We start from the raw sequence: 13,370 nt of genomic DNA, 5'->3' as shown, positions 1-13,370 counted from the left end.
GTCGTCCACCGGGGCGCCGCCCTCCACGATGCTCTGGTTGCACAGCAGCAGCAGATCGCAGCCGGCATTCAGCGCGGCAATGCCGCCTTCCAGCGCACTGCCCGCCACGCGGGCGCCTTCCATGCTCAGGTCGTCGCAGCAGATCGCACCCTGGAAGCCCAGTTGGCCACGCAGGATGTCCTGCAGCCAGCGGCGCGAAAAGCCCGCCGGCTGGCTGTCCACCTTGGGAAACGTGACGTGCGCCGGCATCACGCTGGAGAGGCTGGTGGACAGCCAGTCATAGGGCTTGGCGTCGTCGGCCAGGATGGCCTTGAGCGAGCGTTTGTCCACCGCGTTGGCATGGTGCGAGTCGGCCTGCGCGTAGCCGTGTGCGGGAAAGTGCTTGCCGCAGTTGGCCATGCCGGCGCGCAGCAGGCCGTGCATCAGGCTCTTGGCCAGCAAGGCCACCACCCGTGGGTCGCGGTGGAAGGCGCGGTCGCCGATGACGGCGCTCTGGCCATGGTCCAGGTCCAGCACCGGGGTGAAGCTCAGGTCCACGCCGCAGGCGCGCAGCTCGCTGCCCAGCACATAGCCGCAGGCGGTGGCGGCGTCGGTGGCACGCATCGCGTCCTGCATCCACAGCTCGCCCAGCGCGCGCATCGGCGGCAGGTGGGTGAAGCCGTCGGTGCGAAAGCGCTGCACGCGGCCGCCTTCATGGTCCACCGCGATCAGCAGGTCGGGGCGGATCGACTTGGCCTCGGTGGCCATGGCGGTGAGCTGATGGCGGTTGTGCCAGTTGCGGCCGAACAAGATCAGGCCGCCGGTCAGCGGATGCTGCAGGCGGCGGCGGTCGTCGGCGGTGAGTTCGGTGCCGGCCACGTCGAGGATGACGGGCGCATGGGTGTGAGGGCTGTGCATCCGGCCATTGTCGGCCAGCGGGCGGTGGTGTTCAGCCCTCGGCGCGCTCCACCACCACGAAGGCGGCGGCGTAGTCGGTCTCGTCGGTGATGGACACATGCGCGCGCAGGCCGCGGGCCGTGAACCATTCGGCCAGCGCGCCGTGCAGGCGGATCTCCGGCTTGCCGCTGGGCGCCTTGACCACCTCGCAGGCGCGCCAGGTCATGGGCATGCGCATGCCCATGCCGATGGCCTTGGAAAACGCCTCCTTGGCCGAGAAGCGCGTGGCCAGGTAGCTGATGCCGCGTGCCTCCACCTTGGCATAGCGGGCGCGGAACACCTCGATCTCGTGCGGGCCCAGCACCTTCTCGGCAAAGCGCTGGCTCTTGCGGTCGAGCGTGCGCGCGATGCGCCGCACGTCGCAGATGTCGGTGCCGATGCCGTAGATCACCCGGCGTAGGCCGCGGCAATGCAGCGCTGGTAGTCGCGGATGGTCTCGGTGTAGCCCAGCTCCAGCGCATCGGCGATGAGCGCATGGCCGATGGACACCTCCTGCACGCCAGGCACGGCGCGCAGGAAGTCGGCCAGGTTGTCGCGGTTGAGGTCGTGGCCCGCGTTCACGTCCAGGCCGGCGGCCAGCGCCGCTTCGGCCGCGGCGGTGAAGCCGGCCAGCACCTCGGCCTGGCGCGGCGTGCCCCAGGCGCTGGCATAGGTCTCGGTGTACAGCTCCACCCGGTCGGCGCCCACCTCGCGGGCCAGCTTCATCGCCTCGGGGATCGGGTCCATGAACAGGCTCACGCGCACGCCCAGGGCCTTGGTCTCGGCGATCACCGGCGCCAGGCGCTCGAGGTCGGCGGGCAGCTGCCAGCCATGGTCGGAGGTGAACTGGCCTTCGGCATCGGGCACGAAGGTGGCCTGCGCCGGCCGCACCGCCCGCACGAAGTCCATCAGGTTGTGGAAGGGGTTGCCTTCGATGTTGTATTCGATGTGCGGCCAGTCGCGGCGCAGCAGCTCGGCCAGCTCATGCACGTCGCTGCCGCGGATGTGGCGCTCGTCAGGGCGCGGGTGCACGGTGATGCCGTTGGCCCCGGCCTGCAGCACCATGCCGGCCGCCCGGGTGACGCTGGGAATGCCCAGGTGGCGGGTGTTGCGCAGCAATGCCACCTTGTTCAGGTTCACCGACAAGGCGGTGGGCGCCAGCCGACCGGCGGCCTCGGATGCGATCAGCGGGTTCATCGTGGGGCGCGGGCGCTGTCGACGAGCTTTTGCACATCGAGCATCACCTGGCGCGTGCGTAGTTGCGGTGTGCCCAGATGATAGTGAAGCAGCGCCCGCAACGCCCCGCGCAAAGGCCCCAGCGGCACCGCGCAGGCCTGCTGCAGCGCCGGCAGGCTGCCGTGTTCCAGCGCCGCTTGCAGGCCGATGAGCTGGCCGCCGGTGAACGGCCCGTCGGGCGCTGCGGCCACGCCCAGCTCGGGCTGCAGCGCATAGCGGGCGGCGGGGTCCAAGGCCTGTTGCGTGGCGCTTTCCAGCGCTAGGTCGGGCAGCAGGCCGATCTGCTGCAGCAGCGTCAGCTCGAAGGCGCGCAGCGCGGCCTGGGCGCGCTGGTCGTCGGGGCCGGCCACCGCAGCCAGCGTGTGCGCATAGGCGTCGAAGAGGCGCGGATGCGGGTCGTGCCGGCCGAGCAGCTTGAGCAGCAGCTCGTTGAGGTAGAAGCCGCTGAACAGCGCATCGCCGCGCAGCACCGCCGCCGGGCCGGCCCATTCGGCGCCGCGCAGGTTCTGGATGTCGGACGCTTCTTCGTGCTTGGGCGGCCTGCCCAGGCCCACCTGCAGGCGCTGAAACGGCAGCAGCACCGGCCGCAGCTGCGAATAAGGCCGCTTGGCGCCTTTGGCCGCCACCACCACCCGGCCCAGCTCACGCGTGAACAGGTCGACGATGAGGCTGGACTCGCTCCAGTCGTACTGGTGCAGGACGTAGGCGGCGTGGGTTTTCAAGCGAGGACTGCGGGACTCACTCGTAGCCGTAGGAACGCAGGTGCTCTTCGCTGTCGGCCCAGCCCGAGCGCACCTTGACCCACAGCTCCAGGAACACCTTGCAGTCCATCAGCCGTTCCAGCTCTTGCCGGGCTTCGCTGCCGATGCGCTTGAGGCGTTCACCGCCGTCGCCGATGATCATGCCCTTGTGCGCATCGCGCTCCACGATGATGGTGGCGGCGATGCGGCGAAGGTTTCCTTCTTCCTCGAACTTGTCGATCACGACGGTGGAGGTGTAGGGCAGTTCGTCGCCGGTCAGGCGGAACAGCTTCTCGCGGATGAGTTCGGCCGCCAGAAAGCGGTCGGTGCGGTCGGTGAGCGCGTCTTCTTCGTAGAACCAGGGCTGCTCGGGCAGGTAGGGCCGCACGATGCCCAGCAGGCGTTCCACCTCGGGCATCTTCTGCGCGCTCATCGGCACGAACTCGGCGAAGTTGCGCCGCTCCTGCATGCTCTTGAGCCAGGGCATCATCTCGGCGCGGCGGGTGACGGCATCGAGCTTGTTGGCCACCAGCAGCACCGGCTTGTTCTCGGGCAGCAGCGCCAGCACCTTGGCGTCGTCCAGGCCGAAGCGGCCCGCTTCCACCACGAACAGCACCACGTCCACGTCGGCCAGCGCGCCTTGCACCGTGCGGTTGAGCGTGCGGTTGAGCGCGGTGCTGTGCCGGGTTTGAAAGCCCGGCGTGTCGACGAAGACAAACTGCGCGTCTTCCACCGTGCGGATGCCGGTGATGCGGTGCCGCGTGGTCTGTGCCTTCTTGGAGGTGATGCTCACCTTCTGGCCCACCAGCGCGTTCATCAGCGTGCTCTTGCCCACGTTGGGCCGGCCGACGATGGCCACCAGGCCACAGCGTTGACCGGAGGGCTCGCCGTGGTCGCCGCCCTCGCCTTCGGATGCGCCTTCAGGCGTTGCAGCGTTCTCGTTCATCATGCTTTCTCTAGGATCGGAGCGGGCCACCGGGGCGGTCGGACGCCTTCAGCGCCTCGAGCATGCGGCGCGCGGCTTCCTGCTCGGCGGCGCGGCGAGACTTGCCCTCGCCCTGCTCCACCAGGCCAAGCGCGGTCACGCCGCATTCGACCTCGAAGGTTTGTGCATGCGCCTGCCCACGGGTGGCCACGATGCGATAGGCCGGCACCGACAGCTTGCGCGCCTGCAGCCATTCCTGCAGCTCGGTCTTGGCGTCCTTGCTCCAGCTGTCGATCTCGGTGTTGGCGATCACGTCGCCGAAGAGCCGCCGCACCAGCGCCTGCGCCGGCTCGAAGCCGCCGTCGAGGAAGGTGGCGCCGATCACGGCCTCGAGCGCATCAGCCAGGATGGAGGCGCGCTGGGCGCCACCGCCGCGGGCTTCACCGTCGGACAGGCGGATCACCTCGGGGATGCCCAGGCCCAGCGCCACGCGGTGCAGGCTTTCTTCGCGCACCAGGTGGGCCCGCACGCGGGTCAGGTCGCCTTCGTCGGAGTCGCCGAAGCGCTCGTACAGCATGGCCGACACCGCGGCGCTGAGCACGGCGTCGCCCAGGAACTCGAGCCGCTCGTTGTGGTCGGCACCGGCGCTGCGGTGCATGAGCGCGCGGCTCAGCAGCTTGTGCTGCGTGAAGCGGTAGCCCAGGCGCTGCTGCAGCGCGTCGAATCGTGCATCGACCATATGGCGGTCCTCAGTTGGAGCGGCCCTCGTACTTGATCAGCAGGTACACCGGCGCCACCAGTTCGATCTGCTTGTCATACGCAAACCGGATCACGATGCGATCGTTTTCCTTGGTGATGTCCAGGTCCTTGCCACTGATGGTGGAGATCGAGTACTCGATGTCCTTTTGCTTGTCGAAGGCGGCGCGGAGTTCGGGCACGGTGGTGGCACCGCTGTCGGCGATCTTGTTGACGGCGCGCTTGATCGTCAGGTACTCGTTGACCGTCGGGAACACGCGCATGACCACCAGCGCGACGAACCCGATCAGGATGGCCCAGAACAGCAAGCCGAACAGCGTGATGCCACGCTGGTGGGAACGGCGTTGTGCTTGCATGGCCATGGTCAGTGGAATGCGCCGATGCGCCCGAGGTTCCCGAAGTTCATCCACACGAAGAACGCGCGACCGACGATGTTCTCATCGGGCACGAAGCCCCAGTAGCGCGAGTCCTGCGAGTTGTCGCGGTTATCGCCCATCATGAAATAGTGGCCCGCCGGCACTTTGCAAGTCACGCCTTCGGCGGTGTAGCTGCACTGGTCGCTGTACGGAAAGTCGTGCGAGCCCGGAATGAAGGCCGGCCGGTCCTTGTCGTTCAGGATCTGGTGCTCCACGTTGCCCAGCTTCTCGGAGAAGTGCTGCGCGTAGCGGCGGCTGTCCTCGTCGTAGAAGTCGGGCAGCGGCTGCACCGGCACCGGCTGGCCGTTGATCGTCAGGCGCTTGTTGATGTAGGCCACTTCGTCGCCAGGCACGCCCACCACGCGCTTGATGTAGTCCACGCGCGGGTCCACCGGGTAGCGGAACACCACCACATCGCCACGCTGCGGCTCGTTCAGCGGGATGATCTTCTTGTTGATCACCGGCAGCCGGATGCCGTAGTGGTACTTGTTGACCAGGATGAGGTCGCCCACCAGCAGCGTCGGGATCATCGAGCCCGAGGGGATCTTGAACGGCTCGAACAGGAACGAGCGCAGCAGGAACACCGCCAGGATCACCGGGAACAGGCCCGCGGTCCAGTCGAGCCACCAGGGCTGCATCAGCAGCTTGCGGCGGGCGTCGGTCACGTCCACGTCGTGCTTCTCGATGCCCGAGCGCTGCAGCTCGGCGCTGCGGGCCGAGGCCTGCTGCGTCAGCGCGGCAGCCGCCGCGGCGCGTGCGGGCTGGAAGCGCAGGCGCTCGGCCAGCCAATAGGCCAGCGTCACCACCGTCAGCACAAACAGCAGCAGCGCGAAATTGCCCACCCAGAACCCGAGGAACCAGCCCCCGAGGTAGATCGCGAGCAGGCCGTACAACAAACCGGTCAGAGGTCCCATCAATCGTCCACTTGTAGGATGGCCAGAAACGCTTCCTGCGGCACCTCGACGGAGCCGATCTGCTTCATGCGTTTCTTGCCGGCCTTTTGTTTTTCGAGCAGCTTGCGCTTGCGGGTGATGTCCCCGCCGTAGCATTTTGCCAGCACGTTTTTACGCAACGCCTTGATGTTCTCGCGCGCGATGATGTTGGCGCCGATGGCCGCCTGGATGGCCACGTCGTACATCTGCCGCGGGATCTGCTCGCGCATCTTGGCGGCCACGGCGCGGCCCCGGTACTGGCTTTGTGAACGGTGCACGATCATGGCCAGCGGGTCGACCTTGTCGCCGTTGATCAGGATGTCCACCTTCACCACGTCGGCGGCGCGGTACTCCTTGAACTCGTAGTCCATCGAGGCATAGCCCCGCGACACGCTCTTGAGCTTGTCGAAGAAGTCCAGCACGATCTCGGCCAGCGGGATCTCGTAGGTGAGCATCACCTGCTTGCCGTGGTAGGCCATGTTCAGCTGCACGCCGCGCTTCTGGTTGGCCAGCGTCATCACCACGCCCACATAGTCCTGCGGCATGTACAGGTGCACGGTGACGATGGGCTCGCGGATCTCGTGGATGCGGCCCGGGTCGGGCATCTTGCTGGGGTTTTCCACCTGCAGCACGGTGCCGTCGTTCAGCTCGACCTCGTAGATCACGCTGGGCGCGGTGGTCACCAGGTCCTGGTCGAACTCACGCTCCAGGCGCTCCTGCACGATTTCCATGTGCAGCAGGCCCAGGAAGCCGCAGCGGAAGCCGAAGCCCAGCGCCTGGCTCACCTCGGGCTCGAAGCGCAGCGAGCTGTCGTTGAGCTTGAGCTTCTCGAGCGCGTCGCGCAGCTGGTCGTATTCGCTGGCTTCGGTGGGGTACAGGCCCGCGAACACCTGCGGCTGGATTTCCTTGAAGCCCGGCAGCGCCTCGGTGGCGGGGCCTGCGTTGTTCGGCAGCTTCTTTTCCAGCGTGATGGTGTCGCCTACCTTGGCCGCGGCCAGTTCCTTGATGCCGCAGATGACGAAGCCCACCTCGCCCGCGTTCAGCGCCTCGCGGTTCTCGCTCTTGGGCGTGAACACGCCCAGGTGCTCGATCGGGTAGACGGTGTTGGTGGCCATCAGGCGGATGCGCTCGCCCTTGCGCACCTGGCCATCGACCACGCGCACCAGCATCACCACGCCCACGTAGTTGTCGAACCAGGCGTCGATGATCATCGCCCGCGGCGCGCCTTCGGGGTTGCCCTTGGGCGGCGGCATGCGGGTGATCACCGCTTCCAGGATGTCGTCGATGCCCATGCCGGTCTTGGCCGAGCAGGGAATCGCATCGTTGGCATCGATGCCGATCACGTCCTCGATCTCGGCCTTGGCGTTGTCGGGGTCGGCGGACGGCAGGTCCATCTTGTTGAGCACCGGCACCACTTCCACGCCCAGGTCGAGCGCGGTGTAGCAATTGGCCACCGTCTGCGCTTCGACGCCCTGCGATGCATCGACCACCAGCAACGCGCCTTCGCAGGCGGACAGCGAACGGCTGACTTCATAGGAGAAGTCGACGTGGCCGGGCGTGTCGATCAGGTTGAGGTTGTACACACGGCCATCGCGGGCCTTGTATTGCAATGCGGCGGTCTGCGCCTTGATGGTGATGCCACGCTCACGCTCGATGTCCATCGAGTCGAGCACCTGCGCTTCCATCTCGCGGTCGCTCAGCCCTCCACAGCGCTGGATCAGGCGGTCGGCCAGCGTGCTTTTGCCGTGGTCGATGTGGGCAATGATGGAGAAATTGCGGATGTGGTCCATGGACACGAAGTTGGCTGCTGCTGTCACGGCAAAGGCCTGCCGTGCGGGCGCCGGGCGCCGAGCCGCACATAAAAAAAAGGCACGTCCAAAGAGGAGACGCGCCTTCCAACAAAACGTATGGCAACTGCTTGTTGGGCCTTCATTGTAGCCAAAAGGACTTGGCTGGAAACCGCGCCGTTGCTGGATTTCTTCGTTGCAAGTCGCCAACAGAGCAATTCTGTGCACAGCTTATCCACAGGCCGCTGTGGATGTTCTGGGGACAGGACGGGAACGCTGGACTCGTGCGCTGAACGGCCGCCAAAGCGGCTCAACAACAGCGCATTGTAGCCGTCGCCGGGGGCAATCCCCAGGGTTCAGCGCAGCCGCAAGTCAGCGAGCACTGACTGCGCTACCTCACCCAATCCAGCGTAAGACACCGGGGCATTGCGCATCACGGAAAGCCCCGGCATCCGCGTCGGACGTGCGGTTTATCGGCTGGGCCGGATCACCGCGTAGTTGGTCCACTCGCCCCGCCGCACCAGCACGCTGATGGCCTTGGCCCGGTCGAGCTTGGCCACCGTGGCGTTGAACTGCTTGGCGTCCGCCACCTCCACATTGTCCACCGACAGGATCACGTCGCCCTCGCGCAGGCCGGCGCGGGCAGCGGCGCCTTCGGCCAGTTCCACCCGCACACCACCGCGCACCTTCAGCTCCTTGCGCTGCGCATCGGTGAGGTCGGACACCGTCAGGCCGATGGCGGTCTTGGGCGCCGAGGCCGGCGACTCGGCCTTGGACACGCGGCGGGCCTGCTCGGGTTCCAGCTCGGCCACCGTCACGGCCAGGTCGCGCGTGGCGCCGCGGCGGAACACCTGCAGCGTGGCCTTAGCGCCCGGCTTGGTGTTGCCGATGATGCGCGGCAGGTCGCCCGACTTGTCCACCGTGCGGCCATCCACCTTCGTGATGATGTCGCCCGCCTCGATGCCGGCCTTCTGCGCCGGGCCGCCATCTTCCACGCCCTGGACCAGCGCACCGGCCGGCTTGCCGAGGCCAATGGACTCGGCCACTTCCTTGGTCACCGGTGCGATGGTCACGCCGATACGGCCACGCACCACGCGGCCGGTGGCCCGCAGCTGGTCCGCCACGCGCATTGCCTCGTCGATCGGGATGGCGAAGGAGATGCCGGCGAACATGCCCGAGCGGCTGTAGATCTGGGAGTTGATGCCCACCACCTCGCCGCGCAGGTTCAGCAGCGGACCGCCCGAGTTGCCGGGGTTGATGGCCACATCCGTCTGGATCAGCGGCAGGTAGTCACCGGTGTCGCGCTGCTTGGCGCTGACGATGCCGGCGGTGACTGTGTTTTCCAGGCCGAACGGCGAGCCGATGGCCATCACCCACTCGCCCACCTTCAGCTTGTTCACGTCGCCGGTCTTGACGAACGGAAAGCCGGTGCCGTCGATCTTGACCACGGCCACGTCGGTGCGCTTGTCCGAGCCGATGATCTTGGCCTTGAACTCGCGCTGGTCGGTCAGCGTGACAATGACCTCGTCGGCGCCCTCCACCACGTGGGCATTGGTCATCACGAAGCCGTCGGCGCTCAGGATGAAGCCCGAGCCCACGCCGCGCTGCTGCGGCGCGGATTCTTCGTCGGGCGCGGCGGGCGGGCCGTTGCGGCGCGGCGTGTTGGGCAGCGGGATGCCGAAGCGCCGGAAGAACTCGCGCATCTGGTCGTCCATCTCGCCGCCGCCCTGGGCGCTGCGCACCCGCTCGGTGGTGCGGATGTTCACCACGGTCGGGCTCATGCGCTCGGCCAGTTCGGTGAAATCGGGCAGCTCGCGCGCCTGGGCGTGGCTGGCGGCGGGCACGCCGGCCAGCGACAGCACGCACAAACCAGCGGCGACGGCCGCACGCCAGTCAGGCCTGCGGACGGCAATGTTCAATCCCATGAAGACTCCCGAGCTTGTTGTCTTGGTCAGCGGTTCAACGGCGCTCCAGCGCCTTGCCGAATTTCTTGAGCGTGGCCAGCGGCACGTCGCCCATCGCGGTGACCCACCAGTCGCCGTGACGCTCCATCAGCGTGTGGGTGGCGCCGATGGAAGTCTCGACGGCCTGGCGGTGCCGCTCCGCACTGTAGGGCTCGATGAAGACCGACACATGCGTGAGGCCGTCGGAGTACACCGCCTGCAGCATGTCGGCCGGGCCGCTGGCCTGATCGTTCGGGCCGGCGGCGTCCAGCGAGCGTTTGACGCAGCGGATCTGCCGGAAGCCCTTGACGGGGCTCTTGAGCTGCCAGCCTTCGGCTTCCAGCCTGGCGGGCGACAGCACCGGCTTGAGCACGCGGTAGCCGTCCAGCTTCTTCATCGCCTTGAGCACCGCGTCGGGCTGCGGCTTGACGCCGATGGTGACGTCGGTGAAGGCGGCGCTTTCCAGCACCCGGCCGTCGCCGCCGATCACATCGGTACGCAGCAGCAGGCCGGTGGCCTTGTCGGCCCACAGCCGCTGCGCAAAACGCTCGGCATCGCGCGGGCGCAGCAGGAACACGTTGGTGTCGTGGCCGGCGATGCGGTCGTCGCCCTCGGGCACCAGTTCGTAGCGGTCAAAGATCTGCTCTTCGCTCGACTTCAACAGCGACGGGAACGGCGCCAGCGGATCACGCTGCTCGATCGACGCCATCCGGCTGCCGGGCCATACCGTTTGCACCACCTCGTTGTGGCGCAGCACCTGGCGGCGCTCGCCGTCCAGGCCGTCGATGCGTTCGAAGGTGTGCGTGCCTTCGCAGTAGTGCGCGATGCGCGAGCTGGTGACGGCACCGCCGGCCGTGACCACCATCGTGCCCTGGTAGTTGCGCTGGCTGGCCGCGCCGTGGATGCGGGCCAGCCAGGCGCGGGCGTCGGTGGCCGCATGCGCGGGCGCGCTGGCGGCCGAGGCAGCGGCCCAGGCGCGACCGCCGGCCGCGGCGGTCAGCAGGGCAAGAGCGGAATTGACGACTCGGCGGCGAACCACGGACACGCTCAGCGCTCAGTCCCGGCCGGTGCCGCCACGCGCACCGACACCGCCGGCATGGCCAGCACCGAGCTGCCGCCGTACTGCTTGTGCGCCGCCAGGTAGCGGTCGAGGCGGGCGTCGCGGATCAGGCGGCCGTTGGCCACGGGCACCGACACCGGCACCACCGCGGGCTGCAGCGTGCCGTTGACCACCGGCTGGATGCCGGCAGTGGCCGCCGCCGGCACGCCAGCCAGCACCGCGCCGTTGGGCGCCGCACCGGGCACCTCGGCCACGCGGGTGACCACCAGCACACCGGCCACCGCCATGAAGCCGGCCGCCACCGCCGTGGGCGCAGCCCAGGCACGGCGCCAGAAACTGCGGCGTCCGGTGGCGGCACGGGCGGCGGGTCCGCCGTTGGCGGCCTGCCGCTGTGCCACCAGCGGCTCTTGCAGCACGATCTGCGGCGCCTGCTGCGGCGCCAGCACCACCGGCTCGGCGGCCAGGCGGGTGCGCAGCGCCGCCATGAAGGCTTCGTCCCGGGCGGGGCGGTGGGCCAGGTCCTCCGAGCGCAGCACGTCTCCGATCAGGTGATACGCGTACCAGTCGGCACGCGCCTGTCCGTCCTCTCGCCATGCGGCGCAGGCGCGTGCGACGTCGCCGTCATCCGCGGCGCCGTCCATCAAGTCCGACAACGCCTGCCGACGTGCCTGCTGATCCAGCCGATCCACCATTTCCGACTCCAGATGTGCTGTCGTGGGCGCCGCGCTACCAGCGCTCGCCCTCGCGGGTGCCCAACAGCGGGCGAAGACGTTCCGCAATCGCCTCGCGCGCCCGGAAAATCCGCGAGCGCACCGTGCCGATCGGGCAGTTCATCACTTCAGCGATTTCCTCGTAGCTGAGGCCTTCGATCTCGCGCAGGGTGATCGCCTGGCGCAAGTCTTCAGACAACGCTTCGATGGCTCCGTTCACCGTGGCAGCAATTTCTTTCGTTGCCAGCACCGCTTCGGGGGTCTCGCCATCGCTTAGTTCGTTCTCGACGCGCGAAGTTTCGTCATCGTCTTCCCGACCTGACAGCGCATTTTCGGAGATCAGGGGATCGCGCTTCAGGTCCACCAGCGCCTTCTTGGCGGTGTTGACCGCGATGCGGTACAGCCAGGTGTAAAAGGCGCTCTCGCCGCGGAACTGCGGAATGGCCCGGTAGGCGCGGATGAAGGTTTCCTGGGCGATGTCGGGCACCAGGTCGACGTCGCGCACCATGCGGCCGATCAGCCGCTCGATCCGCCGCTGGTACTTGACCACCAGCATCTCGAACGCCTTGACGTCGCCGTTCTTCACACGGTCGATCAGGAGGGCGTCGGCGTCCGCTGCGTTGGTCATTCAGGCTCGAGGGTGGCCTACATCCGCGGCGCGGAAGGGGTCCGGGGTTCAGGGCGGCGGGAATATACCGCAGTGCGCAGTCCGTGCCAGGCCGCCCGGTTGCCGGCGTGTGACACCGGCAAATGGGCGGCCCGCGTGCGGCTGCGACCGGCGGCCGCGAAGCGCAGCAGCATCCAGGGGCCGAGGTCGATCACCACCTCGAGCTCACCGTTGCGGCCTTGCCATTGCCATTCGGCGCCGTCCCACGCCAACGTGCCGGCGGGCGCCGGCAGGTAAGCGGAAGAAAGCGCTGCGGCCACCAGCGCGGCCAGCCCGGCTGCCAGCGCGGTCGGCCAGGCCAGTGTGCCGCCCAGCAGGCAGATCCAGGCCGCCAGGGCCGCCGCCGCCGAAGCGCAGCACAGCGCCACGGCCACCCGCCAGCCACGATCGGCACCCAGCACGACCTGCGTCGCGGGGGCCGATCGCATGGCGGCGTGCCCGGGTGCCGACCGCGTCAGGCGCGGCGGAACACCAGCGTGCCGTTGGTGCCGCCGAAACCGAAGTTGTTCTTCACCGCGACGTCGATCTTCATCTCCCGGGCTTCGTTCGGGCAGTAGTCGAGGTCGCACTCCGGATCGGGGTCGGTCAGGTTGATGGTCGGCGGCACCACCTGGTGGTGCAGCGACAGCACGGTGAACACCGATTCGATGCCGCCGGCGCCACCCAGCAGGTGACCGGTCATCGACTTGGTGGAGCTGACCACCAGCTTGGACGCGTGATCGCCGAACGCCTTCTTGATGGCGTTGGTTTCGTTCACGTCGCCCAGCGGCGTGGAGGTGCCGTGTGCGTTGAGGTACTGCACCGCCGAAGCATCGATCCGCGCGTTGCGCAGCGCCGCCAGCATCGACCGCTTGGGGCCGTCGACGTTGGGCGCGGTCATGTGGAACGCGTCCGCTCCCATGCCGTAGCCGATCAGCTCGGCGTAGATCTTGGCGCCGCGGGCCTTGGCATGCTCGTACTCCTCGAGCACCAGTGCGCCACCGCCCTCGCCCAGCACGAAGCCGTCGCGGCCCTTGTCCCAGGGGCGGGACGCGGCAGCGGGAGCGTCGTTGCGGGTGGACAGCGCACGTGCGGCGGCAAAGCCACCAATGCCCAGTGGCGACACCGTGGATTCGGCACCGCCGGCTACCATCACGTCCACGTCGCCGTATTCGATCAGGCGCGTAGCCTCGCCGATGCAGTGCAGGCCGGTGGTGCAGGCGGTGACGATCGCCAGGTTCGGGCCGGTGAAGCCGTACTTGATGGACACATGCCCCGAGATCATGTTGATGATCGATGCGGGC

At 67.9% G+C, this 13,370-nt stretch carries 15 protein-coding genes; all 15 read right to left on the bottom strand.

What is annotated here, in order from left to right; genetic code table 11:
• Positions 1–897 (bottom strand): beta-N-acetylhexosaminidase (gene nagZ, locus ABNT58_RS29695; RefSeq protein WP_348756947.1); only part of this gene is annotated, 897 nt, incomplete at its 3' end.
• Between the two features lie 31 nt (positions 898–928).
• Positions 929–1,327, bottom strand: coding sequence for a holo-ACP synthase (gene acpS / locus ABNT58_RS29690; RefSeq protein ID WP_348756946.1), 399 nt, complete (start codon positions 1,325–1,327; stop codon positions 929–931).
• Positions 1,324–2,112, bottom strand: coding sequence for a pyridoxine 5'-phosphate synthase (locus ABNT58_RS29685; protein ID WP_348756945.1), 789 nt, complete (start codon positions 2,110–2,112; stop codon positions 1,324–1,326). Before ABNT58_RS29685 ends, acpS begins: the two co-directional genes overlap by 4 nt.
• A complete protein-coding gene (gene recO, locus ABNT58_RS29680) occupies positions 2,109–2,873 on the bottom strand; it encodes a DNA repair protein RecO (RefSeq protein ID WP_348756944.1) in 765 nt (254 codons plus the stop codon). Before recO ends, ABNT58_RS29685 begins: the two co-directional genes overlap by 4 nt.
• Before the next feature lie 16 nt (positions 2,874–2,889).
• The gene (gene era / locus ABNT58_RS29675; RefSeq protein WP_348756943.1) at positions 2,890–3,837 is read right to left on the bottom strand and encodes a GTPase Era; all 948 of its coding nucleotides are present in this window, start codon (positions 3,835–3,837) and stop codon (positions 2,890–2,892) included.
• 10 nt (positions 3,838–3,847) lie between these two features.
• Positions 3,848–4,555, bottom strand: coding sequence for a ribonuclease III (rnc, locus tag ABNT58_RS29670; protein ID WP_348756942.1), 708 nt, complete (start codon positions 4,553–4,555; stop codon positions 3,848–3,850).
• A 10-nt stretch (positions 4,556–4,565) separates the two neighbouring features.
• Entirely contained in the window at positions 4,566–4,928 is a 363-nt protein-coding gene (locus ABNT58_RS29665; protein WP_348756941.1) for a DUF4845 domain-containing protein, read from the bottom strand.
• 8 nt (positions 4,929–4,936) lie between these two features.
• Positions 4,937–5,902: a signal peptidase I gene (gene lepB / locus ABNT58_RS29660; protein WP_348756940.1), complete on the bottom strand. Its 966-nt coding sequence runs from the start codon at positions 5,900–5,902 to the stop codon at positions 4,937–4,939.
• Entirely contained in the window at positions 5,902–7,710 is a 1,809-nt protein-coding gene (lepA, locus tag ABNT58_RS29655) for a translation elongation factor 4 (RefSeq protein ID WP_348756948.1), read from the bottom strand. The genes lepB and lepA overlap by 1 nt, the downstream gene beginning before the upstream one ends.
• Before the next feature lie 467 nt (positions 7,711–8,177).
• Positions 8,178–9,569, bottom strand: a complete 1,392-nt coding sequence (locus tag ABNT58_RS29650) for a DegQ family serine endoprotease (RefSeq protein WP_348756939.1) — start codon at positions 9,567–9,569, stop codon at positions 8,178–8,180.
• A gap of 97 nt (positions 9,570–9,666) precedes the next feature.
• Positions 9,667–10,695 (bottom strand): MucB/RseB C-terminal domain-containing protein, encoded by a 1,029-nt coding sequence (locus ABNT58_RS29645; RefSeq protein ID WP_348756938.1) that lies wholly within the window; start codon positions 10,693–10,695, stop codon positions 9,667–9,669.
• Between the two features lie 2 nt (positions 10,696–10,697).
• Complete coding sequence (locus ABNT58_RS29640) at positions 10,698–11,402, bottom strand: sigma-E factor negative regulatory protein (protein ID WP_348756937.1); 705 nt, start codon at positions 11,400–11,402, stop codon at positions 10,698–10,700.
• Between the two features lie 34 nt (positions 11,403–11,436).
• The gene (gene rpoE, locus ABNT58_RS29635) at positions 11,437–12,048 is read right to left on the bottom strand and encodes an RNA polymerase sigma factor RpoE (protein ID WP_348756936.1); all 612 of its coding nucleotides are present in this window, start codon (positions 12,046–12,048) and stop codon (positions 11,437–11,439) included.
• 17 nt (positions 12,049–12,065) lie between these two features.
• Positions 12,066–12,461 carry a hypothetical protein gene (locus ABNT58_RS29630; RefSeq protein ID WP_348756935.1) on the bottom strand — a complete coding sequence of 132 codons (396 nt, stop codon included), beginning with the start codon at positions 12,459–12,461 and terminating at the stop codon, positions 12,066–12,068.
• 80 nt (positions 12,462–12,541) lie between these two features.
• Positions 12,542–13,370: beta-ketoacyl-ACP synthase II (locus tag ABNT58_RS29625; protein WP_348756934.1), on the bottom strand; the 829-nt coding region annotated here is incomplete at its 5' end.

The organism is uncultured Aquincola sp., from assembly GCF_964001545.1.
In the GTDB taxonomy this organism is placed as follows: Bacteria; Pseudomonadota; Gammaproteobacteria; order Burkholderiales; family Burkholderiaceae_C; genus Aquincola.
This window is presented reverse-complemented; position numbering and strand designations above follow the sequence as displayed.

What these genes read in the sequence shown, in the direction of transcription:
- ABNT58_RS29665 (WP_348756941.1), bottom strand. Translation starts at nt 4,928, where the DNA reads ATGCAAGCACAACGCCGTTCCCACCAGCGTGGCATCACGCTGTTCGGC.
- lepA (WP_348756948.1), bottom strand. Translation starts at nt 7,710, where the DNA reads ATGGACCACATCCGCAATTTCTCCATCATTGCCCACATCGACCACGGC.
- rpoE (WP_348756936.1), bottom strand. Translation starts at nt 12,048, where the DNA reads ATGACCAACGCAGCGGACGCCGACGCCCTCCTGATCGACCGTGTGAAG.
- lepB (WP_348756940.1), bottom strand. Translation starts at nt 5,902, where the DNA reads ATGGGACCTCTGACCGGTTTGTTGTACGGCCTGCTCGCGATCTACCTC.
- era (WP_348756943.1), bottom strand. Translation starts at nt 3,837, where the DNA reads ATGAACGAGAACGCTGCAACGCCTGAAGGCGCATCCGAAGGCGAGGGC.
- rnc (WP_348756942.1), bottom strand. Translation starts at nt 4,555, where the DNA reads ATGGTCGATGCACGATTCGACGCGCTGCAGCAGCGCCTGGGCTACCGC.
- ABNT58_RS29640 (WP_348756937.1), bottom strand. Translation starts at nt 11,402, where the DNA reads ATGGTGGATCGGCTGGATCAGCAGGCACGTCGGCAGGCGTTGTCGGAC.
- ABNT58_RS29685 (WP_348756945.1), bottom strand. Translation starts at nt 2,112, where the DNA reads ATGAACCCGCTGATCGCATCCGAGGCCGCCGGTCGGCTGGCGCCCACC.